Consider the following 26083-nt stretch of genomic DNA (forward strand, 5'->3'; position numbering starts at 1 on the left):
CTGCCGTATTCACCGAAAGAAGGGCGCCCAGCAACCGGGCACCCGCCTTCCGCTCTACCTGAAAGTCCGGTGAATAACTGGCGCTGCGCAACCAAAGCATTCTTCCGATCGCTGGAAACAAAGGCGACCGCTTCGTTTCTACAGAATGCTTTCGGTTGCTCCACTCGTTATTCACCAGACTTTTAGAGCTTCACCTTCTGCAATCGGAGCGCGTTGAGCACCACCGACACCGAGCTTAGCGCCATCGCGGCTCCCGCCACCCACGGGGCCAGGAAGCCTAGCGCTGCGATCGGAATACCGAGCGTATTGTACGCAAGCGCCCAGAACAGGTTTTGCTTGATGTTGGCCATCGTTTTCCGGCTCATCGCCGCGGCGTCCGGCAAGCGGATGAGATCGCCCTGCATGAGCGTCACGTCGGCCGCTTCGATGGCGATGTCCGTCCCCGTGCCAACGGCGATTCCGACGTCGGCCGTCGCGAGCGCCGGCGCATCGTTGATGCCGTCGCCGACCATGGCGACCTTGCGCCCTTCCGCCTGCAGCTTCTTCACCTCGGCGGCCTTTCCTTCCGGCAGCACCTCGGCCAGTACGCGGTCGATGCCTACCTGGCGGGCAATCGCCTCCGCCGTCCGGCGGTTGTCGCCGGTGATCATGATGACCTCGATGCCCCCCTGCTTCAAGCGGGCGATCGCTTCTTGCGACGTTTCTTTGACCGCGTCGGCTACCGCGACCATGCCGACATACTGCCGGTCCACGGCGATCAGCATAGCGGTCTTGCCTTCCGATTCCAGCCGCTCCATCGTACCCTCGGCCTGCGCGAATTCGATCCCTTCGCGCCGCAGCAGCTTGCGTGTGCCGACCAGCACCTCGCGGCCTTCGACGACGGCGGCGATGCCGTAGCCCGGAATCGCTTCGAACCGTTCTGCTTCGGAGAACGCGATGCCTTTCGAGCGGACGCCTTCCACAATCGCTTCCGCCAGCGGATGCTCGGATTGCTTCTCGGCGGAAGCGACCAGACGCAGAACCGTCGCTTCGTCCGCAGCTTCGATGCTGACATCGGTCAGCTCCGGTTTCCCTTTTGTGACGGTGCCGGTTTTATCCAGCACGATCGTATCGATCCGGTGCATCGATTCCAAATGCTCTCCGCCCTTGAACAAAATCCCGAACTCCGCCGCGCGGCCCGATCCGGCCATGATGGAGGTCGGGGTCGCGAGCCCCAGGGCGCAAGGGCATGCAATGACGAGGACGGCGATCGCTTTCTCCAGCGCATTGGCGAATTCGCCCGGAACAACCGCAAAATACCAGATCAAGAACGTAAGAACTGCAATTCCGACGACGATCGGCACGAAGATGCCAGAGATCCGGTCGGCCACCCGCTGGATCGGCGCCTTCGAGCCCTGCGCGTCTTCGACGACCCGGATAATTTGCGCTAGCGCCGTTTCTTTGCCGACCTTGGTCGCTTGGATCCGCAGGCTGCCGTTCCGGTTGACGGTGGCGCCGATGACGGCGTCGCCCGGCTTCTTCTCGACCGGGATGCTTTCGCCGGTCAGCATCGATTCGTCGACCGCCGACATGCCATCAAGAACGATGCCGTCGACCGGAATTTTTTCGCCCGGCTTCACCAGCACGACGTCTCCGGCCAGCACCTCTTCCACCGGCACGCTTAGCTCGACGCCGTCGCGGACGACAAGCGCTGTTTTGGCCTGCAGGCCCATCAGCTTCTTGATCGCTTCCGAGGAGCGGCCCTTCGCCAGCGCCTCGAACCATTTGCCCATCACGATCAACGTGATCAGCACGGCGCTCGTCTCGTAATACATGGAAGGCATGCCATGGTGCGACAGGGAGCCCGCCGCGGCCCACTCCAGCGTCAGATACAGACTGTAAAAATAAGCCGCCGACGTGCCCAGCGCGACGAGTACGTCCATGTTCGCGCTCTTGTTGCGCAGCGCTTTGTAAGCTCCGGTATAGAACGGCAACCCGATGATGAACTGCACTGGCGTCGCGAGCGCAAGCTGCACCCACGGATTCATCAGCGCCTCCGGCAAGTAAATCCACGAGGTGAACGAAAAGTGGCTGACCATCGCCCACAGCAGCGGGAACGAAAGAATCGCGGAGAAGATCAGCTTCGTACGGTGCGCGGCGATTTCTTTTTGCCGGTGGTCGCCGTCGTCCTGCCGTTCCTCCTTCAGCCCCGCTTTGTAGCCAAGCTGCTCGACTTTCCGGATCATATCGTCCACCGATACCGCCTGCCCGGAGTATTCCACGTGAGCCGTCTCCAGCGCAAAATTCACGGTCGCTTTCCCGACGCCGGGCAGCTTGTTCAAGCCCTTCTCGATCCGGTTCGCGCAGGCTGCGCAGGTCATGCCCGTAATGGCAAGCGAGGCTTGCTGCTGATCCGGCTGCTGTTGTTGTTCCAATCGCTGTTCCATAGCTAAGCACCTCTTCTCAATATACCCGTATGGGGTATATTTTAATCAAAAAAAGAGAGCGGCCGGAGCCGCACCTCGGCAAAACCGGTGAATCGCGGATTAAACCACGTCGTAGCCTTGGTCTTCAATCGCGGCTTTGATCGCATCCGGATTCGTTTTCGACTCTTCATACTGTACTTGAACGGATTTTGCGGCCAGGTCGACCTTGCCGGTCGCGCCGATATTTTTCAAAGCGCCCTCGATGGAGTTGACGCAGTGGTTGCAGGACATGCCTTCGACTTTCAACGTAATGGTTTGCATAGGGGATCGCTCCTTATTTCATTAATTTTTGGATAGTGGTAAGCAATTCATCGACGACTTCGTGCTCGCCGGCCTGGATGCGCTCGATGACGCAGGACTTCATATGGCCCTCCAGCAGCAGCTTGCCGACGCCGTTCAGCGCCGATTGGATCGCGGCGATCTGGTTAAGGACGTCGTCGCAATACGTGTCTTTCTCAATCAAGCCCTTCACGCCCCGGATCTGGCCTTCGATGCGGTTTAACCGGGTGACGAGATTGGCTTTGACTTTATCGGAATGATGGCTTTTTCTTTCGCTGTCCGTGGAGCAGCAATGTTCCGCCTCCGTGATGTTTTCCATTGTGTTCCCTCCTCTTGGTTTCATATTACTATACCCCCCTACCCTATGTCAACGGGTGAATTGCATTTTTTTTCTAGCAGCCTTCCGGCTTTAGTTTTCCATTTCCTAGGCTATTCTAAACCAAGCCTGAGTGTCCGCTCCGACCCGCACCCTACCTCGAACAAAGCTGCCTTTCCCTGCTTTAGGGACGATGCAGCCTTTTGTTCAAGGCAGTTATGAACAGTCCGACACTTGCTCAAAACCCGGCCGCGGCACCCAGTCCGGCTGACTTTTTTGTCCGTTCGTAGTGACTCCCCCTATAGCGTGTGCTACAATACTTTTAAATCGTAACACGATGAAAAAAGACGATAAGATAACTACGGATGTGGAGTTGAGAACACGTGAACAATCCTGCAATGCTCAAGGTGATCGTATGGGGACTTATCCTTGCCCTTATCTTAACCGGATGCACCCCCCCGACCGCTAAGAAGGAAGAACCCCCGGTGGCCGCGGCCAAAGACGAGCTGATCTTGGCCGTCGGCTCCGAGCCGGAAGCCGGCTTCGATCCGACAACCGGCTGGGGACGGTACGGCTCGCCGCTGTTTCAAAGCACGCTGCTGAAGCGGAATGCCGAAATGAAAATTGTAAACGATCTGGCCACCGGCTACGAAGTGAGCGGCGACGGGACGGTATGGACCGTCAAGCTGCGGAGCGACGCGAAGTTTTCCGACGGCAAGCCGGTGACGGCCGCCGACGTACAGTATACGTTCGAAACGGCGTCCAAAAACGGCTCCATTATCGATCTCACAAATATGAAAAGCGTCGAAACCGCGGACGGCGCCACGGTCAAGTTTACGCTCAAGGAGCCGCAATCGACGTTCCTGACGCTGCTCGTGCAGACGGGCATCGTGCCGAAGCACGCCCACGGTCAAGACTACGCCCAGAAGCCGGTCGGGTCCGGGCCGTACAAGCTCGTGCAATGGGACCGGGGCCAGCAGGTCATCGTCGAAGCGAATCCGGATTATTACGGGCCGAAGCCTTTTTTCAAGAAGCTGACGTTTCTGTTTCTGAACGAGGATGCCGCTTATGCCGCCGCCAAGGCCGGAAAAGTGGACGCCGCTTACATTCCCGCCGCCTTCAGCAAGCAGCCGGTAGCCGGAATGCGGGTCGAAGCCGTACATACCGTGGATAACCGCGGCATCGTGTTTCCTTATATCCGTTCCGGGACGATTACGAAGGACGGCAATCCCATCGGCAACGATGTGACGGCGGATATCGCAATCCGCAAAGCCGTCAACACGGCAATCGACCGCAAAGCGCTGGTCCAAGGCGTATTGGAAGGACACGGTACGCCGGCCTACACCATCAACGACCGGCTGCCCTGGTGGAATCCGCAGACGGTCACCCCCGACGCCGATGTCGAAGGCGCGAAGAAGCTGCTCGCGGATGCAGGCTGGAAAGACGCCGACGGCGACGGCATCTTGGAGAAGGGGGCGCTCAAAGCGCAATTCCCGCTCATCTACCCTTCGGGTGACGTGACGCGGCAATCGCTGGCGCTGGCCGTAGCCGACATGCTGAAGCCGGTCGGCATTCAAGTCAATGTCGATGGCAAGAGCTGGGACGACATCAAGAAGCTGATGCATTCCAGTGCCGTCATGATGGGCTGGGGCAGCAACGATCCGCTCGAAATGTACAACGTGTACAGCAGCAAATACCGCGGCATCGAATATTACAATAACGGGTTTTACAGCAATCCGACGGTGGACGCCTGGATGGACAAGGCGCTCCGGGCCACGAAGGAAGAGGACGCCTGGGAATTTTGGAAAAAAGCCCAATGGGACGGCACGACCGGCGTCAGCGCGCAGGGCGATGCGCCATGGGCTTGGCTGGTCAACATCGACCATCTGTATTTGGTCAAGGACAAGCTGGATATCGGGAAGCAGCGCATTCATCCGCACGGCCACGGCTGGCCGGTTACGGACAATATCGAAGAATGGAAATGGAACAACTAGGTCCGGAAAATGAGGTTATGAGATGATGCGCAGCTTGCTTACGTTTTTAGGCTTGAAAGCGGTCCGGCTGGCCACTTTGTTGGCGGCGATCAGCGCAATTTCCTTCGTGCTCGTCAGCGCCTCGCCCATCGACCCGATTCAAGCCTACGTCGGGGCCGACATGATGCGGGTGAGCCCGGAGCAGCGGCAGCAGATCGCCGAGCATTGGGGACTCGACAAGCCGCCGGCCGAACGATTCGCGAATTGGGGGGCGGCCCTGCTGCAGGGCGACCTCGGCACCTCCATGATTTACCGCAGGCCGGTGGCGGAGGTGATCGGCGAGCGGTTTGCCGGCTCGCTGGCGCTGATGTGCGCCGCCTGGCTGCTGTCCGGCCTGCTCGGCTTTGCGGCAGGCAGTTTGGCCGCGATGAAGAAAGATACGTGGATCGACCGGCTGATCCAATGGTACTGCTATACGCTGGCCTCCACGCCCGCGTTCTGGATGGGCCTGCTGCTGCTTCTGCTGTTCGGGGTGTGGCTGGGCTGGTTTCCGGTCGCGTTGGGCGTCCCTGCCGGGGTGCTGGCGCAGGAGGTCACGTGGAGTGACCGGGTGCAGCATATGATCCTGCCCGCGTTGACCTTAAGTATCGTCGGCATCTCGAACATCGCGCTGCATACGAGACAAAAGCTGCTCGACGTGCTCGCCAGCGACTACGTGCTGTTCGCCCGGGCCCGCGGCGAGCGCGGCTTCCGGCTATTCCGGCGGCACGGCCTGCGGAACATCGCGCTGCCTGCCCTGTCCCTGCAGTTCACCGCGTTCAGCGAGCTGTTCGGCGGGGCGGTCTTGGCCGAGCAGGTATTTTCCTATCCCGGCCTCGGACAGGCCACCGTCGAAGCGGGGCTGCGGGGCGACGTTCCGCTGCTGCTCGGCATCGTGCTGTTCAGCGCCCTGTTCGTGTTCACTGGCAATCTGGTTGCGGATTTGCTTTACCGCTTGGTCGATCCGCGAATCCGGGAGGGACGGGCGCTATGAATAAGTTGCAGATGTCCAACGGTTCAACGCACTTTCGCCCCCGGGCGCGGCTCGGCCGGAGACATCGGGCGCTGATCGCGGCGATCGGCGCGGCCGTGCTGATTCTGGGAACCCTGCTCATCGGGCTGCTGCTCAACCCGGACAACCTGTCCACCCGGCTGGAGTGGCGCAATCTTCCGCCGTCGCTGCAGCACCCGTTCGGCACCGACTGGCTCGGGCGGGATATGTTTACCCGCACCCTCAAAGGCCTTGCGCTGAGCGTTCAGGTCGGCTTGATCGCCGCCGCTTGCAGCGTGGTCATAGCGACGGCACTGGGGCTCATCGCCGCGACGATGGGCCGGACGGCCGACCGGATCGTCGCATGGCTGATCGACTTGTTTTTGAGCGTGCCGCATCTCGTCACGCTCATTCTGATCGCATTCGTCTTCGGCGGCGGCATGCGCGGCATCGTGATCGGCGTCGCCCTGACGCATTGGCCGAGCTTGGCGCGGGTCATTCGCGCGGAGGTGCTGCAGCTGCGCAGCGCCGAATTCGTGCAAATTTCGCGGCGGCTCGGGCAGTCCCGCTGGCAAGTGGCGACGCGGCATATGCTGCCTCACCTGCTGCCGCAGCTGCTCGTTGGGCTGCTGCTGCTGTTCCCCCATGCGATCCTGCACGAAGCCGGCGTGACGTTTATCGGCCTGGGCTTGTCGCCACACCAGCCGGCGATCGGCATTATTTTGTCCGAGTCGATGCGGTATTTGTCGACCGGCATGTGGTGGCTGGCCGTCTTCCCCGGCCTCTGCCTGCTGATCGTTGTCCGGGCGTTCGACCGGGCCGGGGAAAGTCTGCGTCTGCTGCTCGATCCGCGGAATCCGCAGAGCTGAAGCATCCGGCCCCGCAGCATGACACAAAGAGGAGGCTCGGCGCAACGTGCCTGAATCTATGCCTGAACATATTCATGTCCCTGTACTTGAAGTGAACGATTTGTCCGTCGCTTTCACGCGGTACGACCGCGGACTGCGCCAATCTACGGTGGAGGTCATCCACAGTCTGCACCTCACGGTCGGACGGGGCGAGCTGCTCGCGGTCGTCGGATCGAGCGGCTCCGGCAAAAGCCTGCTCGCCCACGCCATCCTCGGCATCCTGCCGGACAACGCAGCCGTCTCCGGGACGCTGCGGTACGAAGGCGAGCCGCTGATCCCTGCCCGGCAGGAGGCGCTGCGCGGCAAGGAGATTGCGCTGGTGCCGCAATCGGTCAATTTCCTCGACCCGCTGATGCGGGTAGGCGACCAAGTGCGAAGCTCGGTCCGCAAGGGCGATGCCGACGCTGCGGTCCGGCGCATCTTTGACCGCTACCGTCTTGCCCCCGGGACCGAGCGGCAGTACCCGTTCCAGCTGTCGGGCGGCATGGCGCGGCGGGTGCTCGTCTCGACGGCGACAGTCGGCGGCCCGCGGCTCGTCATTGCCGACGAGCCGACGCCCGGCCTTGATCCCGCGGCGGTGCGGGAAACGCTAAGCCGCTTCCGCGAGCTGGCGGACGAAGGCTGCGCCGTGCTGCTCATTACCCACGACATCGAGTCGGTGCTCCCCTTTGCCGACAAGGTCGCCGTCTTTTATGCCGGGACGACGGTCGAAACGGCGCCCGCCGGCGACTTCTCCGGCGACGGGGCGCGGCTGCGCCACCCGTACAGCCGGGCGCTCTGGCAGGCGCTGCCGCAGAACGGCTTCACGCCGATTCCCGGCGTCCAGCCGCATCCGTCCGCGCTGCCGCCTGGCTGCTTGTTCGCGCCGCGCTGCGCGGCGGCCGGCCCGGATTGCAGCCGCGAACGGCCGGCGATGCGGGAGCTGCGCGGCGGGACGGTGAGGTGCATCCATGCGACTTGAAGCGCGAGGTCTCGGATACCGGCGCGGCCGGGACGCCTGGCTATTCCGGGGTGTCGACCTGACGCTAACGCCGGGGGAATTGACCGGCCTCGTCGGTCCGAGCGGCTGCGGCAAGACGACGCTCGGCCGGCTGCTTGCCGGGTATGAGGAGCCGCCGGAAGGGCGCATTACTTTAGGCGGCGAGCCCCTCCCACACAGCGGCTATCACCCGGTGCAGCTCGTCTTCCAGCACCCGGAGAAGGCGGTGAATCCGAAGTGGCCGATGCACCGCGTCCTGCGCGAAGGCGGAGAGCCTGATCCGGCGCTGCTGGAGGCGCTGGGCATCGAGCAGGAATGGCTCCGCCGGCGGCCTAGCGAATTGTCCGGCGGCGAGCTGCAGCGCTTCTGCGTCGCGCGGGCGCTGGGGCCGCAAACGCGGTTTCTCATCGCGGACGAAATGACGACGATGCTCGACGCGATCACGCAGGCGCAAATATGGCAGGCCGTGCTCTCGATCGCCCGGCAGCGGCAGCTCGGCGTGCTCGTCGTCAGCCACGAGCCGGGCTTGATCCGGCATCTCTGCACTGATGTCGTGAACTGGAACGAGATTACTGGCGCGGACTGAACTTCGGATGGTCCAATGCGCTGTGGCGGCGCCCCCGTCCGAAGAGACGATTGACAGCCGAAAACGACCCGTGCTATAGTACTGTTAATTTATTTTTCGTGAAAGACAACGATGGGGAAAGTAAGCACGGCGTATTTCCAAGCGACCCGGGGAAGGTGCGAGCCCGGGAAAGAAGCCCTGCCGAAAGCCACCCTGGAGTCGCCCTCTGAAGCTTGCAGCCGTAGGAGTTGGCCGGTGTTCCGCCGTTATAGGACCGAGTGGACTTCGTATGTAGTGGAGTCAACGAGGGTGGTACCGCGTGAGCAACAGCTCTCGTCCCTTTTTTGGGGACGGGGGCTTTTTTATTTGCAAATTTGCACGAACAAATCCATGAAAAGCTGGTGAATATTATGACTTTGAATTGGTCCGAACGCCTCTCCCCCGTCATCCGGGATATGCCGCCGTCCGGCATCCGGCGGTTTTTCGATCTCGCGTCGGAAATGACCGGCATTATTTCGCTCGGCGTCGGGGAGCCCGACTTTGTGACGCCTTGGGCGATCCGGGAAACGGGGATTCAGTCTCTAAGGCAAGGATACACGATGTATACGTCCAACGCGGGCTTGCTGGAGCTGCGGGAGGAAATTGCCGCTCACCTGCACGGGTTTTACGACGTGCATTACGAGCCTCGCAGCGAGGTGCTGGTTACGGTCGGGGTCAGTGAAGCGGTCGATCTGGCTTTGCGTGCAATCGTCCATACCGGGGACGAGGTACTGATCGCCGAGCCGTGCTACGTCTCGTACGCGCCATGTGTCACGATGGCTGGCGGCGTGCCGGTTCCGCTGAACACGACGGCGGACAACGATTTCCGGCTGACCGCCGCGCAGGTGGAGGCCGCGATCACGCCGCGGACCAAAGCGCTGCTGTTCAACTATCCGAACAATCCGACCGGCGCGACGATGCCCCGGGAGGATCTGCTCGAAATCGCCAAAGTCGTGGAAAAGCATAACTTGATCGTCATTTCCGACGAGGTGTACGACAAGCTGACTTACGAGGGCGAGCATACGTGCTTTGCGTCGCTGCCGGGGATGCGGGACCGGACGATTTTGCTGAACGGCTTCTCCAAAGCGTACGCCATGACCGGATGGCGGCTCGGGTACGCTTGCGGACATTCCGAAGTCATCGCCGCGATGACCAAAATCCATCAATACACGATGATCTGCGCACCGATTACGGTGCAAAAAGCGGCTATCGAAGCGCTCCGGAACGGCACGGAGGAAATGAAGGAGATGGTCAGCTCGTACAATCAGCGGCGGCGGCTCGTGCTGAAAGGCTTCAAAGAGATCGGCCTGCCCTGCTTCGAGCCCCGGGGAGCCTTCTACGCCTTCCCGTCGATCCGGCACACAGGCCTTTCCTCCGAGACGTTCGCCTGGCGGCTGCTGGAGGAGACAAAGGTTGCGGTCGTGCCCGGCAACGCTCTCGGCTCCGCCGGGGAAGGCCATATCCGCTGCTCCTATGCGTCTTCGGTGGAAAATTTGACCGAGGCGATCGAGCGGATGGGCCGCTTCCTGAAGCAGTTCGAGTGAAACCGGTTATCAGGACGTTGTCTCAGTTGGAGAAGCGGTCTCCCCGGCCGGACCAAACGCTCCGTCCACGGCGTCCCATTCATTATAAAACTGCTCCAAATACCGCTCCATAAAGCGGTGACGCTCCTCCGCCAAGGCGCGGGCGGCATCTGTATTCATCAAATCCTTGAGCTTCAGCAGCTTCTCGTAAAAGTGGTTGATCGCCGTTCCCGGATGGCTGCGGTATTCCTCCGGCGTCATGTTCTCCCGAACCGGCAGCTCCGGATCGTGCATCGGCCGGCCTTTCCAGCCTCCATAAGCGAACACCCGGGCGATTCCGATCGCGCCGATCGCATCGAGACGGTCCGCGTCCTGCACGATCCGGCCTTCGGCGGTGCGCATCGGCTGGCCGCGTCCTCCTCCAAAGGACATCGTCGAAATAATGTCCATGACATGAGCACGATCCGCTTCGTCCGTTCCCGCTTCGGCGAGCCAGTTCTCCACCTTTTGCAGGCCGGCTTCCTTGCTCGGGTTCAGCTTTTCATCGGCTACGTCGTGCAGCAGGGCCGCCAGCTCGCAGATGAACGTGTCCGCCCGCTCGACTGCCGCCAGCCGCTTGGCCGTGCGGGTCACTCGGACAATATGCCACCAATCGTGGCCGCTGCTGTCTCGTTCCAATTCGGCTCTCGCATAAGCAGCAGCCTGCTCTAGCAGCTTTTCTCGTTTGATCGGGTCCATAAGCTAGTCATCCTCTCCCAGTTCTGTATCGTCTCGCTATTGTACTACGCCTCGGAGCGGCGCGCAAAGAAGGCCGCAAGCGCATGGATTGCAGCCGGGTGAGAAATCAATGAATAATAGCGGAGAATGATAAGAGGTTACTTGCCATATCGCTTCAGATATTCAGGATAAGCGCGAAGATGTATTCTTTTGCCCGCTGCTGTGTCCGTTGCTTCACCTCAGGCACATTCTCCGCTTCAATGTAATCCGCAAGAACATCGATCACGTCGTCAAGCAGCTTCGTCCTAAAATAAATCTCCATCCGTTCGAATCGTTCGCTGCCTTCCAAATCCATGAGCCGCTCTTCCCAATACGGCCAATCTTTGGATCCATATAGCGGCCAAAGGAATACGGAATAATCCATGGCGGCATCTCCATGCACCGCTAAATCATCCCAGTCTATCATCCAAAAACCGCCGTTTTCTTCCACCAGCACGTTGTGCCAGTTGATATCGTTATGTACGGTATCGTTCGCTTTCTTTTGAAAAATCTTCCTCAAATCGCGTAATGTACTCCTCGGCAAACGCCTCCGAATATGAGCGAGCTTTAGCCTCGGCTCCTTTTTTGAGCTCTTGATCCGAATGCAGCCGGTTTAATGCTTTAAGGACTTTTTCAATGACGGCTTTTGGGGTGGAACAAGAACTTAGCGGGGTTCCTTGAATATAATCAAACACTAAACCGTACGAATAACCGGGAACGATTTCTTGAGTCACCTCTTCGATCAACCGCGGCGCGTGATAATGGTCGGTCAAATGCCCGCTTAGCATGGCCCACTGTTTTAAACGAGGGACTCTTTGGTCTTGCACGAGCTTTATATGCCGAACCGTTTCGCCATCGGATAAGCGGTAGGACTGGTTGACAAATCCTCCCGGATTCCAAATATACTTCGCTTCGATCTTCGAGCCTTTGAACCCTAACGAACGGGCGCTTGCTTTTGCCCACTCCTGCACTTGTTTTTCGGCGGGCTGCACATCCATTCTCGATCCCCTTTCCTAAGGTTGCATGCCTCCCCTGTGTGGATCATCGAGCCGATGCCTACACCTCCGTTGTCTCTTCAACCTGTGGCTCATCCGGCGGGGGAAAAGCCGGCAAGGACGGTACCTGCTGGCGGGATTTGTCTGCCGTCTTCCAAGGATGGCGCTCGTCGATCCATTTGCGGATTAACGCATTGACCAACGACGCCGACTTGGTCGGAAGCTGGTGGCCGACCTTGGGCAAGAAATGCAGCGTGCTGTCGGGCAGTCTGTGGTGAAGGATATGGGCATACCGGTGAAATTCTTTATCTTTCACCCCGTATAGGAGCAGGACCGGCGTTTGAATCTGCCCCAGCTTCTCCGTGCAGTTGTACGTCAGGCTGCACTTGAAGTAGTCGTTCACGTTCCGCAGCTGTCCTTCCTTGGCCGTATGGTAAAGACGCCGGAACGTCTTCCATTTGTTCGAATTGCCCCAAGCGATAACCGCCGCGACAATCCGCTTGGCGCGAAGCCCCATCAGCCCGACCGCCGCCCAAACCTCGCTGCGCCGGTACCAGTCGCTTAACTCCGACATGCCGCTGATCAGAATCCCTCCGTAGAACCGGTCGGGATAGCGGAGCATCGCTTCCAGCGCAACCGATCCGCCGGTAGAATACCCGCACAAATAAGCTTTTTTCAACTCCAAATGGTCGAGCAGCCCGCGAATGTCTTCCGCCACCAGGCTGTATGTAAGTCGCTCCGAAGACTGCCCGCTCTGTCCGTGGCCTCTAATGTCGAACGCAATAATCTGGTACCTGCCCGAAAGATGCTCCAGTTGGTCCGCAAAATTGCTGCTCGTCAGCATCGGAGGATGAATGAACACGATCGGAACGCCGGAGCCTTTCACTTTATAGTACAGCGTCGTTCCGTTAATCTTGGCAAATGGCACGACCGCTTCACCGCCTTCTTTTCCGAATTGGAAGGGAAATGCAATTACTAGCATGCCCCTCCCCTTCGCAAAAGATGCGTGCTCACGGTTCCATCATTAACGCAAAAAAACCGGCCGTTCCGCCATTCGGCGAAAGCGACCGGCTTTTCATTTATAAAGAAGGGATGCGATTCGAGCCCGTTATGGATACGGCGGCCGGTAACCCTGCTTCCGCCGGACGTATTACAAGCCAAGCACCTTGTTGACCGACTCGATGACGCGGTCTTTTTGAAACGGCTTGACGACAAAATCTTTCGCTCCCGCCGTAATAGCTTCCAGTACCATGCCCTTTTGGCCCATGGCCGAACACATAATGATCTTCGCGTTCGGGTCGTGCTTGCGGATTTCTTTGACCGCTCCAACCCCGTCCAGCTCCGGCATCGTAATATCCATCGTGACCAGGTCGGGCCGAGCGGACAAATAGGTGTTGACCGCCTCCATACCGTTCGTCGCTTCCGCCACCACTTCGTGTCCTTCCTCCGTCAGCATCGTTCGCAGCATCATCCGCATGAAAGCGGCATCATCGACAACCATTACTTTAGCCATAGGCAGAACCCCCAACCTTCTAAGGTGATGTTATATCTCTATTATGACAGAGCTTTATTAAGAAACTATTAGGATAAGGAACAATTTGTCCCTTTTTTTGCCGAAAATCATGAAAAACATATAATAACCGCCTAATACGTCACGGGACCTGCTGCTCTTCCCACTGCTCCTTTGTTCCATTCGCATTCCCAATAGCGCCAGATGAAGTACCTAAGTCATGAATCATTTGGACATGGGTTGGAACATCCGTTCTTTGTCCATTCGCTTCAATATATTTAAAAACCATGGGACCGGAAATGTTGCTGCTGGACGTCATTATTTCATCTATACTTTTGGGAGTTTTAATGATGTTGGATTAAGACCAAAATAGCAGTTCCTCTTTCACTTTCCCAAAGCTCAACAAAAAAGCAGTATCCATTAGGGAAATCATCTAAATACGCTTCATCTTCAAGAGAGATATTATTTTTATATCTTGTATTCCATTTAGACTTAACATCATTTATCGATAAACACTCTAATTTGCTTATTCGTTCCGTTTGATAGTTACAGATAAATACTTTTTCTACCTCGCCATTAATAATCATTTGTCCAAGTTCCTGTAGCGTAGGATTGTCAGTGTGAATTTTACTTGAAACTAATATTTCATCGTTATAAATCTGATTTTTTTCTTTGTCTATGAAATAGCCTTTTTTTATCATAATGCTCAACCCTTTATGTTTATTGTTGGTCTAAATACTAAACTTGGATAGACGCATACTGGCACCCGTCCTGTATAATCTTGTGGCAGTAAAAATGTATGGGTCGGCCTCTCCCTAATTTTATCATTCCAGTACAAAAAAAGCCGGGTTCTCGTGAACAAGAGAACGACCGGCTTCCCGAAAGCAGCAGGGACTATTATTGAAAATGCGTCTGGTAAGGCTGCTGCGGCTCCGCAGGCTGCACGGCTTGGATCATGGTGCGCATCGTATGGTCGGCCAGCTGCGGGGCTTGGTAAAAGCCCTTGTAGTTCATGTACTGGAACAGCTCCCAAGCCATCTCCTGGCAGATGTTCGCCGAGGTCGCATGGTACTGGCGAATTTGCGGATCTACACATTCGCAGGCCCACAGCATGGCGACAGCCGAGCCGGTTTTGTGCAGGTTCAGCGCAATTGTCGCGATGGACAGATCCGACAGCTGCGTAGCGTTCGGATTCGGCCCAGGCATGGACGGCTTCTGTAGTCCGACTTGAGGTCTTTCGTAAATACGTAGCTCCGGCGTATGCGGCGTCATAGCGATGCCTCGGCCTTGCAGCAGGTTAATGCCGTAATCGTAGCCCTCCAGCATCCGTCGCTGCTGATTGAACAAAATATCTTTCAAGTGCGTATCCTGCGCCATCGCAAAAAGAACGCCGTACAGTTCGATGTGCGCCGCTTTCGTGCGGACTGCCTCTTGGGTTTCCAGAAATTCGTGGGCGGCAAAACGTTGCTGCGTGTGCATAAAAACCTCCTGAACTGGAATGGATATTCGGAACATCGATAGTATGTCCAAGGATTGGAAACGATTATGCGCCATACATCCAAAATTTTGCAGACAGCCGCAACCTGCTGTGTCCTCGCCGCGTCTAATGTGATAGATTTCACAAGGAAAATTCGATGTCTCTTCCTTCTCGCGAAAAAATAAGCCGGTCCCATGAGGAACCGGCTTTCAGCCTAGTTTGCAGCGGCGGACCCGCTTGTGGAGCCGTCGGGGTATACGGTGAACGAAGAAACGCTGCGGGTGCCGTCCGCGGCTTTCTTCACCGTCCACAGCTCGTACCGGTCGACTTGTCCGCCTGCGTTCCAACGAATGAACAGCTGGCCCTCCAAGTCTCCGCGTCGCAAGCCTTCGGCGTCGGCGCTCAGACCGCCGCTACTGTAGCCGGCCGATGCTCCGAAATCGTAGCGCCACAACTGCTGCTTGGAGCTGTCGATCAGCGTCAGGAAAGACGGTTCGCCCAGCACGCTCTTCACGTCTTTGGCCTCCATACCGCGTTCGAGGCGGTACGTTGCCGCCCATATTTTTTTCTGTGCATCGCTGGCGTTCTTCGGCTCGGAAACAACCGAGACGGTGCGGGCTTCTTCGTTATAGGCAGCCCCGGCCCCCAAGTTTTCGGCCATGAAGCGAAGCGGCACATATGTATGGCCGTCATAATTCAAAATCGCGAACCGGGAGCCCGTATCGCGAACCTCTCCATTGAATTGCATTTTTACGGGAAACAGCGTCGCCCGGATTTCGTCCGAGGCGTAAACAGCGGTAGAAGCGGCAAGCACGGCTCCGCAGAGCAGTCCAAGTATAAATTTTTTCATGAGTACCTCCTTGGATTCGTTGTTGCGTTCTATTCATTATACTAGGGATAAGACGAGGTTGGCATGGAAAAAGGTTGCAAAATTGTTAACCGAGTGGGCGGACTTATGGAGAATGGAACTCTTTCGTTTGGGGAAACGAAACGGGCGGGGGTTAGTTGCTGAGGCAGCTTGCGAGAGCGGGACTGGGCTTAAAGTGACTTGGACCGTGGACCCGAAAGCAGAGTGAGGTGCTTGCAGCGGCATCCGGGCAGCATACGCAAAAACCCGGAACGCGCACAAGAGCAGCGCAGTCCGGGTCTCGCTCATTTATAAAACCGACAGCATCGTGTCCATCAGGGCCGGCTTCAGCCGCATGCTTAGCCGCAGCGGCCCGCCCCCAGAAGGAGCCGGGCATTCCACGAATGCCTCTTGTTCCTTTAAGGTTAGCTTGTAGCTGCACGAAACGCGCTCCTCGGCGAATGTACATACCGCCAGCGCCCCTGCTTGGCACAAGGACTCGAAATCGATCGTCCGGTTTATCCCGCTGTAGAAAACACAATCCACGTACAGGCGGTCCCCCTCGCGGCTCCATTCCCAGCGAGCCGATTCCTCGCCCAGCGACGCGAACACGGGCCGGATAGTAAGCACATGGCGGCCAACCGTCACATACAGCTCCCCATGAAGATCCTGCTCCACCTTCGCTTCGCCTCCGCCGATCTCAAACCGCAGCCGAAGGTCCTCGGCTTCGATCGATCCGCGAATCCGGTCCAGACTGTTGTGTGTGTCGCCGCCGTTCGTGCTGAAACCGATGCCGAAGAGGACCCGGTTTTTCCGCTGCACGGAAGTAAAGACGGCGGCGGCATAATCGTAGCCGTCATGCAGGCAGCGCAGCCACACATAGGACGTGCCGTGCTCGCCGGATAGATAAGCCAGCAGATTGCGGCGTTGATTCCACATGTTTTCGCGGCTGACCGAGCCGATGCACAACGTTTCGGTTTGGTAGAACGACGCTCTTTTCTCAATGCCCTTGGCCTCGTTCCGATAAAAAACTTGGTCGTGAGTGCGGACGGACGGTTCCGTAAACAGAGGTACAACTTCGTCCGGGCACCCGATCGGACTGCCGTACCACTGCGGATCGTAAGCAAGCTCTTCCTCCGTCAGCCATTCCACGCGGCCCTGCAGCGCGATCTGAAGAAAGGACCGCACGGAGGGCGACAACGTCGTGTCGTAGCTTCGGGCATGCGGGCCGCCCCATTGACGGGTTGCCGGATGAAAATGCTTGGCAACCGACTCCCACGCCAAACGGAGCAGCTTCGCGGCAAGCGTCTTGATTTCCGGCGATTGCGCCCAGGCGTACAAATCCGACAGTTCGACAAGAGCGACCTTCGTATAGGTCGGGCTGTTGTATTCCTCGAACGCCCCAAGGCGCATCGTATATTCGTAAAAGGCTTGCAGCCGCTGCCTACCGTAGGCGGCAAAAGCTTCCTGCCCGTACGTTTCGCCGGCGATTAACGTGACAAAAGCGCCCATGATCGCGATGTTGGTGTATCCCGGCCCCACATTGCGCGCGATAATCGCTTCGCAGGCACGAAACACCGCTTCACGCAGCCGTTCCTTCAACGCTTCGGGAAGCCGGTCTTCGTGTTTGCGCACAGCCAGCAGCAGCCGTTTGCCGCAGAAGTCGGCCCAATTCCAGTCAGGCGGGCGCATGTCGCCGTGCGGCTCCTCAAAAAACCACGACCAGATGCCGTACGTCGGCAGGCCGCGGTCTGTCTCCTGGAGCGCGATAACACGGTCCAGAATCGCGCAGGCCCGCTCCAGCCCCGCTTCCCCGCCGCCGTCCAGCAGGGCAACGGCATACCCGAGCGATTCCCGGGTCGGATGCACGAAAGGAACATCCTTCAGCGTCGTATGGTAGCCCGGACTGCTGAACGGAACGCGCAGCAGCCGCAGGTCCTCGCTATACTCCTGCTTCTGCAGCCACCGCTGCAGAAGCCTCCGCTCCAGATCGGAATGGGTACGCATAGTTTCTCTCCGTCCTTCTCTATACTTATGGTTTTAGTTTTACTCACGCGGCTGCGGAGCTTCTCCGGCTGCCGCCCACATCGCAGCCGCCTCGGCCGCTCCCGCCGGACGGCCGTCGATATAAGCTTTGCGGCCCGCTTTATCGACGAAGAGCGCGCGCCCTTCCGCAAGCAGCAGCAGCATGCCCTCGTCCTCGACAACCAAAGCGCGCAGCACGTCGGTTCGGCCCGCGTATTTCGCGATCGGCCTTGTGCGGAAGCCGGTGGCGGAAGCGTTCGATTCGATTTTGCTCACAAAATAAACCCAGTCTCCCGCTTGGTATTGCGCTGCCGCGCCGTCCGTAAGCTGCACCATCAGCTTGTCGGTGTTGGCAAACTGCACGATCGTGCCGTTATTGTCAGAGGTCCGCACGTTCGTCGGGTCCCACAGCGCCTTCGTATACAAATCATCCATCACTTTGCCGTTGGCCGTCACAAAGCCCGCGCTTAGCTTGTCGAGGTCGGCCTTCGACAGCCACGTCGGCTTGGCCGCTCCGCCGCCCGGCGCGTTCTCGGCCTTCAGCAGCGGCCAGCCGCTCACCCTCGCGCTGCCTGCCACCATCGCAGGAGTCACCGCCGAGCCGCCATCCGCGCTAAGATCGAGCAGCGGGCTGCCGTCCACCGCATACAAGCCGTTGATGCGCACCCGGTCCGGCTCCAGCGCGCCGGGAATGTAAGGCCGGTTCGGCACGGACATGTAAGGCAGGCCGATCAGTTGGTTCAGCGACGTGTAGCTTTGCGCCTTGCCCATCCGCACGGCGAGCACGTTGTACAGAGACGTGCCGTTCGTCACGTAATATTGCTGCGTCAGGTTCGCCCCGTCACCGGGACCGCCGACGCTGCCGGTATCCTTGCGGATGTAATATCGCGGCGTGGACCAATTGTCCGTCGTCCGCTTCACATCGTTATATTGCTTCTTGCCCGCCGCATCCGTCGCATACCAGCCGATGAGCCGGTCGACCTTCGGAAAGCCGGGCTTATCCGGATCGGCAGTACCCGTGTCGAGCAGATGCTCGGTGAAATCCGTGCCGGATACGGACAAGTTCAACGGCTGCTTATTGTCGTTTTTGAAGTAGACGGACACTTGCCCTTTGCGCAAATTATACTCTTCCAGCTTCTGCTGCTCGCTGCGGTTCCACGGGTACTTTTGCAGCATCCGGTGCATCGCGACCGGCCCGTGCACGGCAATGTGCCCGAGATTGGCCGTATCGCCATAGGACGGCGTCGTCGAACCGAACGATTTGATCAGGAAACGGCCCACATCGGCCTTGAGCGCATCGCCCCAATACGATAGCCCGGAGAAGTTCCCCATATTAAAAGCCGAGCCGCCGCCTTCGTTGTGCCGCGAGCCTGCAAAAATCCATCCGTCCGCCGCCAGCCGCGCATTGAAATAGTCGGCCATCTCCATTCCGTCCGCCCCAATGATCTGCTTCAGCTCGCCGAAAGCCGCGTCTCCGTCCGGGATCGATTCGACGATGTCCGCCAGATCGCTGAGCGATACGCCCGCGTAGCTGACGTCGAAGCCGTTGACCTCGTAAAAAATGTTCCGTCCGTCGACCAACTGCCGCGCTTGCACGCGCATGCCTTTGTCCGGCAAATTCGAGCCTGCCAGTCCCCGGATATAATAATCCGCGACTTCCTGCTTCAGCGCCGCATCGTCCTCGGCCACCGCCAGCTCCACTCCGCCGAGCAGGCCGACAAGTGCTTGGTTCATCGAGTTTTGCGTACTGAATTTCGTCACCCGGGTCAGCCAGCGCCACATCGAGTACGCTTTGTCCTTCGCCTGCGCCAGTTGGGTCTCGGTAAACAGCCCCTGTCCGTAGGTCAGCGCCGCCGCCAGATTATGAAGCCCAAACGCCGTCGTCGGATAATCCGCATTTGTCGTGCTGCCGCTGACACTGTACGGCACATACGCTTCCCCGCTGTTCGCTTTCCCGTCGAGCAAGCGGGACGCATTCGCAGGGTTATCGGTCGTCGTCACCCGCCGGTTCAAATAAAAATCAAGCGCGTCCTTCGCCCGCTTGGCAAGCGCCGCGTCCGTTTTTCCCGTGATGCTCCACATGTACGCAAGCAGTCCCGCCGAGCCGAAGCCCGCTTCTGTGCTGCTGTTCTGCTGGTCCACGCCGATGTAGGACATCTGATCGAATTGCACGGTGCCGACAGCCCGATCAATCATCAGCTCGCAGATGACGTAGTGCACCGGATAAGGCGTATCGAACACGCCGCCGATCTCGCTCCACTGCCCGTTGGTCGGCGCGCCATAAAAGGTGTGCTGCCCGATTTCCCGGTCCTTCATGTCCATAAATCGGAGCCGCATCGCCACGCCGCGGCCATCCTGCGCTGCAAAGCCGGGCTGCGTCTTGTACTTGACCGTCGCGATGCGGTAGTCGCCTCCGAACTGGCGCGCGCCGTTCGAGGACGCTTTCGCCGTCATCGTCAGCGCCGCCGCCGTGTCGGCCGACTTCGACGTCAGCGTGCCGTCTTTGCCGGCATAGCCGCCCGCCGCAGACCCGCTCCACGACTCGACGGCCGCACCGCCGAGCGGCTTCAGTGTCCACGCCGGGGAAGCAGCTTCAAAGCCGCCGTTCGGGAAGGCGGCCGTGCCCTTCGCCGCAGCGACGACGCCGTCGCTACTGGTCGTCGTATCGACGCGCATCAGCCGGATGCCGTCCCACTGCACCGTGCCCTTCGCCCGGTCGAGCCCGGCTTCGACCCGGATGCTTGCCGCCTGCACGCCCGGCGTCGTCACCAGCCCGCGAAGCTCCTGCCAGCCGCCGCGGGCATAGACGGCATTCGTCACCGTGTACGGCGGTGCCAAGGGACTTCCCGCCTCGTCCAAGAAAGTCACCTGCGCGCAGACCCCTTGTCCTCCTTCGGAAGGGACGACCTGCTCAGCCTTGTAAAACGCGCTGAGAATCATCTTGCTGTTCGGCGCCACCGCCGCTTTCGTCGGCGTCGCATAGTCGACCAACACGTCGACCGGGTTCGCGATGGTTTGCGAAATCGCAGCGCTGCCATTTGTTACCGCTTCCATTTGCAGCAGCCTCAAGCCTTCCAGCGCGGCGTTTGCGTCGTTCACCCAGCGGATCGTCCCCGCCTCCGGCACGCCTCCTTGTCCGTCCGTTGCCGTCCAGCCGTCCGGCAGTGCGCCTGCGCCTTCTTCGAAGCCGAAGTTCGCCACAATGTTTCCTGCCGTCAAGCTGCCGGCAGCGGCGTTCACAACCACCTTCTGCGGAAAATTATCCGTCCGCCCGTCCGGCTGCTGGTTACCGAGCAGATTACGCTGAAAAAATTGCAGCTGCCGCTCCACGGAAGCCGCGTCCGGGAATACGTTGTCCACCCGGTCGTAAAACAAGCTCGTGTCCGGCGTCATCGCCGACGGAGCGACGGACGCCTGCGCCCCCATCGGAGCCAGCGCGGATAGCGCTGTCGTCCCTGCGACCAGCGCCGACAACCAGCGCAGCCGTCCTCTGCCTTTGCTTCCCTTGTTCATCTTCGTCCCTCCCGACTGGTCTCGCCTTGCCAAACCGAGAACTCCTCCGCCTGCCCCGTAGGAGCGGGCGAGGAGCTTCATTCACCGTCCGCCGCTCCCCACCGTCAGCAGCTCGCTGGCCAGCAGCAGCGCCAGCGCCTGACCGTACGGCGTCGGTGTTATTTTCACCTCGTTGTACGCCTCCACCGTCGGCATAACGGGCGTCCCGCCGGACACACCGTGCACCGCTCCGTACACGTCCACGTGGATGAGCACCGCCTGTGCCGCCTTGCGGACGGCTTCTTCCAGCTTCGCCCGCAGCGCCACATCCGCCGCCATTCCGTGCTTCAGAGCGAGCAGCATCCCGTAGCCGATCCCCGCCGCAGCCGACGTTTCCAAATAAAAATCGTCCCGGTCCAGCACGGTATGCCACATCCCGTTCGGCGTCTGGAAGCGCAGCAGCCCTTCCAACAGCCTCGTATACCTTCGGCTCACCTCTGCGGGCACCTCGGCCAGCCCCCGCACCTCGCGTACGATTTCCGGTACGCCGAAGGCCACCCACGCGTTCGCCCGGCCCCAACGCGCCGCCGACATATGATCGCCGCGCTGCCCGTCGTAGCCGTGGAACAGCACGCCCGTCGCCTCGTCCTGCAGCAGCCGCAGGTGGATTTCCACTTGGCGGACCGCCTCTTCCGCCATTGCCCGGTCGCCGGTCAGCGAAGCGAGCCGGGCGAGGAATAAACCGCCGACCACGAGCGTATCCGCCCACATTTGCTCTGGGAAGTCGACGCCTTCGGTTACCGTATGCTCGAAGCCGCCCTGCGACGTGCGAGGCGCCTCCTCCATCAGCCAACGACCGTGCTCCTGCGCCAACTCCATCCATTCCGCCTCCGCGTCAGGCTGTTCGCGCAGCAGCTCCGTCAGCGCCGCGAACGGCGCCGTCGAATTGATCACGCGAAGCTCCGCCGCCTTGTGCCGGTTATCCCGCATCCAACGCCACAGATAGTCGCGCACCTCCGGCCTTCCGGTCGCCTGCCCGTATTTCACCGCGGCGATCAGCCCTACGCCCGGCTTCCAGTCCCAGTTGTACATATTGCGCTGCCAATCGCTTTCCGGTGCCGTCACCATATAGTGATAAATTTGCTGCGCTTTGGCGAGCAGCAGTTGATTGTTCATGATTGCCTGACCCCTCTCCTATCCTTTGATCGATCCGATCATCGTTCCTTTGGCAAAATATTTTTGCAGAAACGGATAAATCAGCAGAATCGGCACCGTCGCGATCACGATCATCGCCATTTTGACCGACACCCCGATCCGCGGCGTATCACCGCTCATGGCCGCATCGACGGCCTCGTTCGTCATCTGCACGAGAATTTGGCGCAGCAGCACCTGCAGCGTCATTTTCTCCACCGCGCTGTTGTACATGACCGCCTGGAAAAAAATGTTCCACTTCGACACCGCGTAGAACAGCGTCAGCGTCGCGATGACCGGCAGCGAAATCGGCACGATAATCCGCGCGAGCACGCCGATATCGTTGCAGCCGTCCATCTTCGCCGATTCCTCCAGCTCCGCCGGCACCGACCGGAAGAAGCTGACCATAATCATCAGATTGAAGACGCTGAGCGCGCTTGGCACGATCAGTGCCCAGAGCGTATTGAGCATATGCAGCTCCTTAACCAACAGGTAAGAAGGGATGATGCCCCCGCTGAACAGCATCGTGAAGAAGGCAATGAACAGCATGACCGTCGAGCCGTGCACCGATTTTTTGGAGAGCGGGTAAGCAAGCGTCGTCGTCAGCAGCATGCTGAGCGCCGTGCCGATGACGGTCACGAATATCGTATTTTTGAACGTTTGAATGAACTGTTGATTTTTAAACACCGTATCGTAGGCAATCGTTGACCAGCCCTTCGGCCACAGCAGCAGTTGTCCCTCGAACACCAAATGCGGCGAGGACAGCGACGTGACCAACACATTCCAGAACGGAAAAATCATCAGCAGCGCCAAGAGACCGAGCAGGACTCCGTTGACCGCTTCGAACAGCCGGCCTTTTTGCGGTTTCATCAGGCTTCCGCCTCCTTTCTCCTAGAACAAATAATTGTCGCTCGTCTTCTTCGCGAGCCAGTTCGAGCCGAGAATCATCACGAGCCCGACGACCGATTTGAACAAGCCGACCGCAGCGGCGAAGCTGAAGTTGCCTTGCAGCACGCCCGCTTTAAATACATACGTATCGAACACTTCCGCCACCTGCATGACCATCGGATTGCCCATCATGTACAGCTGATCGAACGACAAGCTCATGATGTGTCCGATCCGCAGCAGCAGCAGAACGACCACAGTATTCATCAGCGCCGGGATCGTAATCGAGCGGATCTGCTGCCAGCGCGTAGCTCCGTCGACGCGGGCCGCCTCGTACAGCTCCGGGTTAATGCCCGCCAGCGCCGCAAGGAAGATGATCGTGCCCCAGCCCGCTTCCTTCCAAATGCTCTGCACCGTAATAATGCCCCAGAAGAGCCGTTGATCGAGCAGCAGCTGCACCTTTTCGAAGCCGAGCCCTTTGACGATTTGCGTAATCAGGCCCTCCGAGTTCATCAGCGTGACGGTCAGCGAGCAAATGACGACCCAGGAGACGAAATGAGGCAAGTAGATGATCGTCTGAATCGTTTTCTTATAAAAGGCGATCCGCACCTCGTTAAGCAGCAGTGCCAGCACAATGGGCGTCGGAAAAAACAGCGCCAAATTCAGAAAGCTGATGACAAGCGTGTTGCGCAGCACCATCCAAAAGTCCGGGTGCTTGAACAACCGCTCGAAATGCGCGAAGCCGACCCAGTCGCTGTGCAGCACGCCCGCAAACGGGTTATAGTCTTGAAACGCCAGCACGATGCCGTACATCGGCACGTAATCGAACAGCAGAATAAACGCCATGCCCGGGAGCGCCAGCAAATACATGTAGCGGTCCGCCCACAGCTTCTTGGCGAGGCGCGAGCGTCTCGGCTTCGCCGCCGCCCCCGTTCCCGGAGCGTTCCATGCCGCGCTTTTCGGCTGGATGGCCATGGGATGTCCCCCTTTCCTAATCATTCGTATTGTCTCATCCGAACGGGCGGAGGCTTCCTCCGTCACGCGCAGTACGGCCGGGCCCCGCTGCCCGTTTTTGCGCATGACGGATACGCCGGCTTGGCGTGCCGACGTTTCCGTCCGTATTTTGTGGATTACTTTGTATCGCCGGAACCGGCGGCCTGGGCGATTTCATCCATCCATCTGTTACCTTCGAAGCGGTCGTACCACTGCTTCACGATACCGTCCCAATCGTTCACGCTCAGACTGCCCATAATCACTTTGACGATGCTGCCGTTGATGAATGCATCGGCTTCGGCGTTATATTTCGATCGTGTCGGCGAGAACGCAAAGTCGAGCGGCGCAGGCAGCTTCAAAAATTTCTCAAGCATAAAGTTGCCGTCGATCACGAGCTTCTGCGCTTCGGCGCTATTCTTCTTGCCGACGAACACTTCCTCGGTCTTGCCGACCGGCAGCGTCCACAGGAACGCGCCCGGCATGTCCCGCTTGGTCGCTTCGGCATTTACTTCGTTTTTGCCGTCTTTTTTCGTGTAGTGGACGCCTTCCACACCGTACAGGTTGAACTGCTCGCCTTCCGGGCTGGCGCCGAAGTCGAGCCATTCCATCAGCTTCTGCATTTTGGCCGGGTCCTTCGCCGCTTTCTTCGTAATGAACAGCCCGCCGTAGTTCACGCGTCCGGTCGCTCCTTGGCCGTACGGCCCTTGGACCGGCTCGAACGGAACGAGCTTGCCGTTCGGATTCGATTTCTTATAGTTGTCCTCGAAATCGTTAATTCGCGATGCATACTGGAAGAAAATACCCGATTGTCCTTTGTTGACCACCTTCGATTCGGCAGTCCGTCCGTCAGTCACGGCAAAGTCGGGGTCGATGAGGCCGTCTTTGAACGCCTTCTGCATCCACTGGAGCCATTCCTTGAATTGCGGTGTCGCAAAATTCGGCACGTATTTATCGCCCTGTTTCACCCACTTGTCCCTTATGCCGAACGGCTGCTGCAGCCCGCTGACGCCGATGAACGCATTGTTCGCATAGCCGATTTCGATGCTGATCGTGTCTTTTTTGCCGTTCTTGTCCGGGTCGCCGGTTGCAAATGCTTTGGCTACGTTGTACAGCTCCTCGGTCGTTTTTGGCGGCTGCAGCCCAAGGCTGTCGAGCCAGTCCTTGCGGATCATCGGCATGTCCCCGGAGGCGACCGGATTGCGCACGTTCGTGATCGCGTAAATTTTGTTCTGGTACTTCGTGATATAGAGGTCCTTCTGTTTTTTCAGGTTCGGATACTTGTCGATATAGTCGTCCAGCGGGACGATTTCGCCCGCCTTGATCATGCCGACGATAAAGTCGTCCATCGTCCGCCAAGCGAAGGCGTCCGGGACGTCGCCCGAAGCGATCTGCACGCGGATCTTCTCTTTATAAATCTCCCACGAGTTGATGTTCAGTTCGAATTGAACGCCCAGCTTCGTTTGCAAAAATTTCAGTGCTTCGTTGCTGTCCGGCGAGGTGCTCGGGATCGTATTCCCGTTGTCGTAGGCCAGCTTCAATTTGACCGGTCCGGACGGCGCTGCTCCCGTCGAGCCTTTCCCATCGGTTTTGGCATCTCCGCCTCCGCAGCCTGTGGCTACCGTCAATAAAGCCGTAACCAGCATTGCGATGCCGATACGTTTATCCATGCGCTTCCATCTGAGCTTAGCCAATGTATCCAACCCCTTTTCCCTGCTTCCAAATGTCGGTCTATCGATTCCGTTGTGAGTTCGGCCGGCCTGCCATGCCTTTACTGTACTCCCGCCCACCATCCGCGGCAATTGTCAAAAACGTATATTCGCGATTTCCGTCCAAAT

General features: G+C 58.7%; 23 protein-coding genes and 1 other annotated feature. Of the genes, 6 read left to right on the top strand and 17 right to left on the bottom strand.

Annotation, left to right across the window (positions count from 1 at the left end; genetic code table 11):
• Positions 1 to 182 precede the first annotated feature (182 nt).
• From NI000_RS24270 to NI000_RS24280, 3 genes are all read right to left on the bottom strand, one after another.
• A complete protein-coding gene (locus NI000_RS24270; protein ID WP_253413969.1) occupies positions 183 to 2426 on the bottom strand; it encodes a heavy metal translocating P-type ATPase in 2244 nt (747 codons plus the stop codon).
• A gap of 99 nt (positions 2427 to 2525) precedes the next feature.
• Complete coding sequence (locus tag NI000_RS24275) at positions 2526 to 2726, bottom strand: copper ion binding protein (RefSeq protein ID WP_010493235.1); 201 nt, start codon at positions 2724 to 2726, stop codon at positions 2526 to 2528.
• A gap of 13 nt (positions 2727 to 2739) precedes the next feature.
• Entirely contained in the window at positions 2740 to 3063 is a 324-nt protein-coding gene (locus NI000_RS24280; RefSeq protein ID WP_253413970.1) for a metal-sensitive transcriptional regulator, read from the bottom strand.
• Between the two features lie 395 nt (positions 3064 to 3458).
• Between NI000_RS24280 and NI000_RS24285 the strand changes: the two genes are divergently transcribed.
• From NI000_RS24285 to NI000_RS24310, 6 genes are all read left to right on the top strand, one after another.
• Entirely contained in the window at positions 3459 to 5054 is a 1596-nt protein-coding gene (locus NI000_RS24285) for an ABC transporter substrate-binding protein (protein WP_253414004.1), read from the top strand.
• Between the two features lie 25 nt (positions 5055 to 5079).
• Positions 5080 to 6066, top strand: a complete 987-nt coding sequence (locus NI000_RS24290) for an ABC transporter permease (protein WP_253414005.1) — start codon at positions 5080 to 5082, stop codon at positions 6064 to 6066.
• Positions 6063 to 6932 (top strand): ABC transporter permease, encoded by an 870-nt coding sequence (locus NI000_RS24295; protein WP_253413971.1) that lies wholly within the window; start codon positions 6063 to 6065, stop codon positions 6930 to 6932. The genes NI000_RS24290 and NI000_RS24295 overlap by 4 nt, the downstream gene beginning before the upstream one ends.
• A 58-nt stretch (positions 6933 to 6990) precedes the next feature.
• Entirely contained in the window at positions 6991 to 7932 is a 942-nt protein-coding gene (locus NI000_RS24300) for an ABC transporter ATP-binding protein (RefSeq protein ID WP_253413972.1), read from the top strand.
• A complete protein-coding gene (locus NI000_RS24305) occupies positions 7922 to 8536 on the top strand; it encodes an ABC transporter ATP-binding protein (RefSeq protein WP_253413973.1) in 615 nt (204 codons plus the stop codon). Before NI000_RS24300 ends, NI000_RS24305 begins: the two co-directional genes overlap by 11 nt.
• A gap of 99 nt (positions 8537 to 8635) precedes the next feature.
• Positions 8636 to 8859 (top strand) — a binding site (T-box leader).
• Positions 8860 to 8925: 66 nt separating this feature from the next.
• A complete protein-coding gene (locus tag NI000_RS24310) occupies positions 8926 to 10098 on the top strand; it encodes an aminotransferase class I/II-fold pyridoxal phosphate-dependent enzyme (protein ID WP_253414006.1) in 1173 nt (390 codons plus the stop codon).
• 9 nt (positions 10099 to 10107) lie between these two features.
• On the opposite strand, the gene NI000_RS24315 is transcribed toward NI000_RS24310, so the two are convergent.
• The 14 genes from NI000_RS24315 to NI000_RS24380 all read right to left on the bottom strand — a co-directional run bounded on the left by NI000_RS24315 (position 10108) and on the right by NI000_RS24380 (position 25915).
• Entirely contained in the window at positions 10108 to 10815 is a 708-nt protein-coding gene (locus tag NI000_RS24315; RefSeq protein WP_253413974.1) for an HD domain-containing protein, read from the bottom strand.
• A 154-nt stretch (positions 10816 to 10969) separates the two neighbouring features.
• A complete protein-coding gene (locus NI000_RS24320) occupies positions 10970 to 11353 on the bottom strand; it encodes a phosphotransferase (protein ID WP_253413975.1) in 384 nt (127 codons plus the stop codon).
• Positions 11310 to 11831, bottom strand: a complete 522-nt coding sequence (locus NI000_RS24325) for a hypothetical protein (RefSeq protein WP_253413976.1) — start codon at positions 11829 to 11831, stop codon at positions 11310 to 11312. Before NI000_RS24325 ends, NI000_RS24320 begins: the two co-directional genes overlap by 44 nt.
• A 58-nt stretch (positions 11832 to 11889) precedes the next feature.
• Positions 11890 to 12810: an alpha/beta fold hydrolase gene (locus NI000_RS24330; RefSeq protein ID WP_253413977.1), complete on the bottom strand. Its 921-nt coding sequence runs from the start codon at positions 12808 to 12810 to the stop codon at positions 11890 to 11892.
• 168 nt (positions 12811 to 12978) lie between these two features.
• A complete protein-coding gene (locus NI000_RS24335; protein ID WP_036686232.1) occupies positions 12979 to 13341 on the bottom strand; it encodes a response regulator in 363 nt (120 codons plus the stop codon).
• A gap of 341 nt (positions 13342 to 13682) precedes the next feature.
• Positions 13683 to 14039 carry a hypothetical protein gene (locus NI000_RS24340; protein WP_253413978.1) on the bottom strand — a complete coding sequence of 119 codons (357 nt, stop codon included), beginning with the start codon at positions 14037 to 14039 and terminating at the stop codon, positions 13683 to 13685.
• A gap of 196 nt (positions 14040 to 14235) precedes the next feature.
• On the bottom strand, positions 14236 to 14817 hold the full coding sequence (locus tag NI000_RS24345; protein WP_253413979.1) for a spore coat protein: 582 nt from the start codon (positions 14815 to 14817) through the stop codon (positions 14236 to 14238).
• 212 nt (positions 14818 to 15029) lie between these two features.
• Positions 15030 to 15665 (bottom strand): stalk domain-containing protein, encoded by a 636-nt coding sequence (locus tag NI000_RS24350; RefSeq protein WP_253413980.1) that lies wholly within the window; start codon positions 15663 to 15665, stop codon positions 15030 to 15032.
• Between the two features lie 306 nt (positions 15666 to 15971).
• Complete coding sequence (locus NI000_RS24355; RefSeq protein ID WP_253413981.1) at positions 15972 to 17669, bottom strand: hypothetical protein; 1698 nt, start codon at positions 17667 to 17669, stop codon at positions 15972 to 15974.
• Positions 17670 to 17708: 39 nt separating this feature from the next.
• Positions 17709 to 21200 carry a hypothetical protein gene (locus NI000_RS24360; protein WP_253413982.1) on the bottom strand — a complete coding sequence of 1164 codons (3492 nt, stop codon included), beginning with the start codon at positions 21198 to 21200 and terminating at the stop codon, positions 17709 to 17711.
• Between the two features lie 81 nt (positions 21201 to 21281).
• Positions 21282 to 22355 (bottom strand): glycoside hydrolase family 88/105 protein, encoded by a 1074-nt coding sequence (locus NI000_RS24365; RefSeq protein ID WP_253413983.1) that lies wholly within the window; start codon positions 22353 to 22355, stop codon positions 21282 to 21284.
• 18 nt (positions 22356 to 22373) lie between these two features.
• On the bottom strand, positions 22374 to 23240 hold the full coding sequence (locus tag NI000_RS24370; RefSeq protein WP_253413984.1) for a carbohydrate ABC transporter permease: 867 nt from the start codon (positions 23238 to 23240) through the stop codon (positions 22374 to 22376).
• A gap of 21 nt (positions 23241 to 23261) precedes the next feature.
• Positions 23262 to 24335 carry an ABC transporter permease gene (locus NI000_RS24375; protein ID WP_253413985.1) on the bottom strand — a complete coding sequence of 358 codons (1074 nt, stop codon included), beginning with the start codon at positions 24333 to 24335 and terminating at the stop codon, positions 23262 to 23264.
• Between the two features lie 50 nt (positions 24336 to 24385).
• The gene (locus NI000_RS24380) at positions 24386 to 25915 is read right to left on the bottom strand and encodes an extracellular solute-binding protein (RefSeq protein ID WP_253413986.1); all 1530 of its coding nucleotides are present in this window, start codon (positions 25913 to 25915) and stop codon (positions 24386 to 24388) included.
• Positions 25916 to 26083: the final 168 nt, after the last annotated feature.

It is taken from the genome of Paenibacillus tyrphae (assembly GCF_024158745.1).
GTDB classification, from domain to species: domain Bacteria; phylum Bacillota; class Bacilli; order Paenibacillales; family NBRC-103111; genus Paenibacillus_G; species Paenibacillus_G tyrfis_A.

What these genes read in the sequence shown, in the direction of transcription:
- NI000_RS24270 (WP_253413969.1), bottom strand. Translation starts at nt 2,426, where the DNA reads ATGGAACAGCGATTGGAACAACAACAGCAGCCGGATCAGCAGCAAGCC.
- NI000_RS24275 (WP_010493235.1), bottom strand. Translation starts at nt 2,726, where the DNA reads ATGCAAACCATTACGTTGAAAGTCGAAGGCATGTCCTGCAACCACTGC.
- NI000_RS24280 (WP_253413970.1), bottom strand. Translation starts at nt 3,063, where the DNA reads ATGGAAAACATCACGGAGGCGGAACATTGCTGCTCCACGGACAGCGAA.
- NI000_RS24285 (WP_253414004.1), top strand. Translation starts at nt 3,459, where the DNA reads ATGCTCAAGGTGATCGTATGGGGACTTATCCTTGCCCTTATCTTAACC.
- NI000_RS24290 (WP_253414005.1), top strand. Translation starts at nt 5,080, where the DNA reads ATGCGCAGCTTGCTTACGTTTTTAGGCTTGAAAGCGGTCCGGCTGGCC.
- NI000_RS24295 (WP_253413971.1), top strand. Translation starts at nt 6,063, where the DNA reads ATGAATAAGTTGCAGATGTCCAACGGTTCAACGCACTTTCGCCCCCGG.
- NI000_RS24300 (WP_253413972.1), top strand. Translation starts at nt 6,991, where the DNA reads ATGCCTGAACATATTCATGTCCCTGTACTTGAAGTGAACGATTTGTCC.
- NI000_RS24305 (WP_253413973.1), top strand. Translation starts at nt 7,922, where the DNA reads ATGCGACTTGAAGCGCGAGGTCTCGGATACCGGCGCGGCCGGGACGCC.
- NI000_RS24310 (WP_253414006.1), top strand. Translation starts at nt 8,926, where the DNA reads ATGACTTTGAATTGGTCCGAACGCCTCTCCCCCGTCATCCGGGATATG.
- NI000_RS24315 (WP_253413974.1), bottom strand. Translation starts at nt 10,815, where the DNA reads ATGGACCCGATCAAACGAGAAAAGCTGCTAGAGCAGGCTGCTGCTTAT.
- NI000_RS24325 (WP_253413976.1), bottom strand. Translation starts at nt 11,831, where the DNA reads ATGGATGTGCAGCCCGCCGAAAAACAAGTGCAGGAGTGGGCAAAAGCA.
- NI000_RS24330 (WP_253413977.1), bottom strand. Translation starts at nt 12,810, where the DNA reads ATGCTAGTAATTGCATTTCCCTTCCAATTCGGAAAAGAAGGCGGTGAA.
- NI000_RS24335 (WP_036686232.1), bottom strand. Translation starts at nt 13,341, where the DNA reads ATGGCTAAAGTAATGGTTGTCGATGATGCCGCTTTCATGCGGATGATG.
- NI000_RS24340 (WP_253413978.1), bottom strand. Translation starts at nt 14,039, where the DNA reads ATGATAAAAAAAGGCTATTTCATAGACAAAGAAAAAAATCAGATTTAT.
- NI000_RS24345 (WP_253413979.1), bottom strand. Translation starts at nt 14,817, where the DNA reads ATGCACACGCAGCAACGTTTTGCCGCCCACGAATTTCTGGAAACCCAA.
- NI000_RS24350 (WP_253413980.1), bottom strand. Translation starts at nt 15,665, where the DNA reads ATGAAAAAATTTATACTTGGACTGCTCTGCGGAGCCGTGCTTGCCGCT.
- NI000_RS24355 (WP_253413981.1), bottom strand. Translation starts at nt 17,669, where the DNA reads ATGCGTACCCATTCCGATCTGGAGCGGAGGCTTCTGCAGCGGTGGCTG.
- NI000_RS24360 (WP_253413982.1), bottom strand. Translation starts at nt 21,200, where the DNA reads ATGAACAAGGGAAGCAAAGGCAGAGGACGGCTGCGCTGGTTGTCGGCG.
- NI000_RS24365 (WP_253413983.1), bottom strand. Translation starts at nt 22,355, where the DNA reads ATGAACAATCAACTGCTGCTCGCCAAAGCGCAGCAAATTTATCACTAT.
- NI000_RS24370 (WP_253413984.1), bottom strand. Translation starts at nt 23,240, where the DNA reads ATGAAACCGCAAAAAGGCCGGCTGTTCGAAGCGGTCAACGGAGTCCTG.
- NI000_RS24375 (WP_253413985.1), bottom strand. Translation starts at nt 24,335, where the DNA reads ATGCGCAAAAACGGGCAGCGGGGCCCGGCCGTACTGCGCGTGACGGAG.
- NI000_RS24380 (WP_253413986.1), bottom strand. Translation starts at nt 25,915, where the DNA reads ATGGATAAACGTATCGGCATCGCAATGCTGGTTACGGCTTTATTGACG.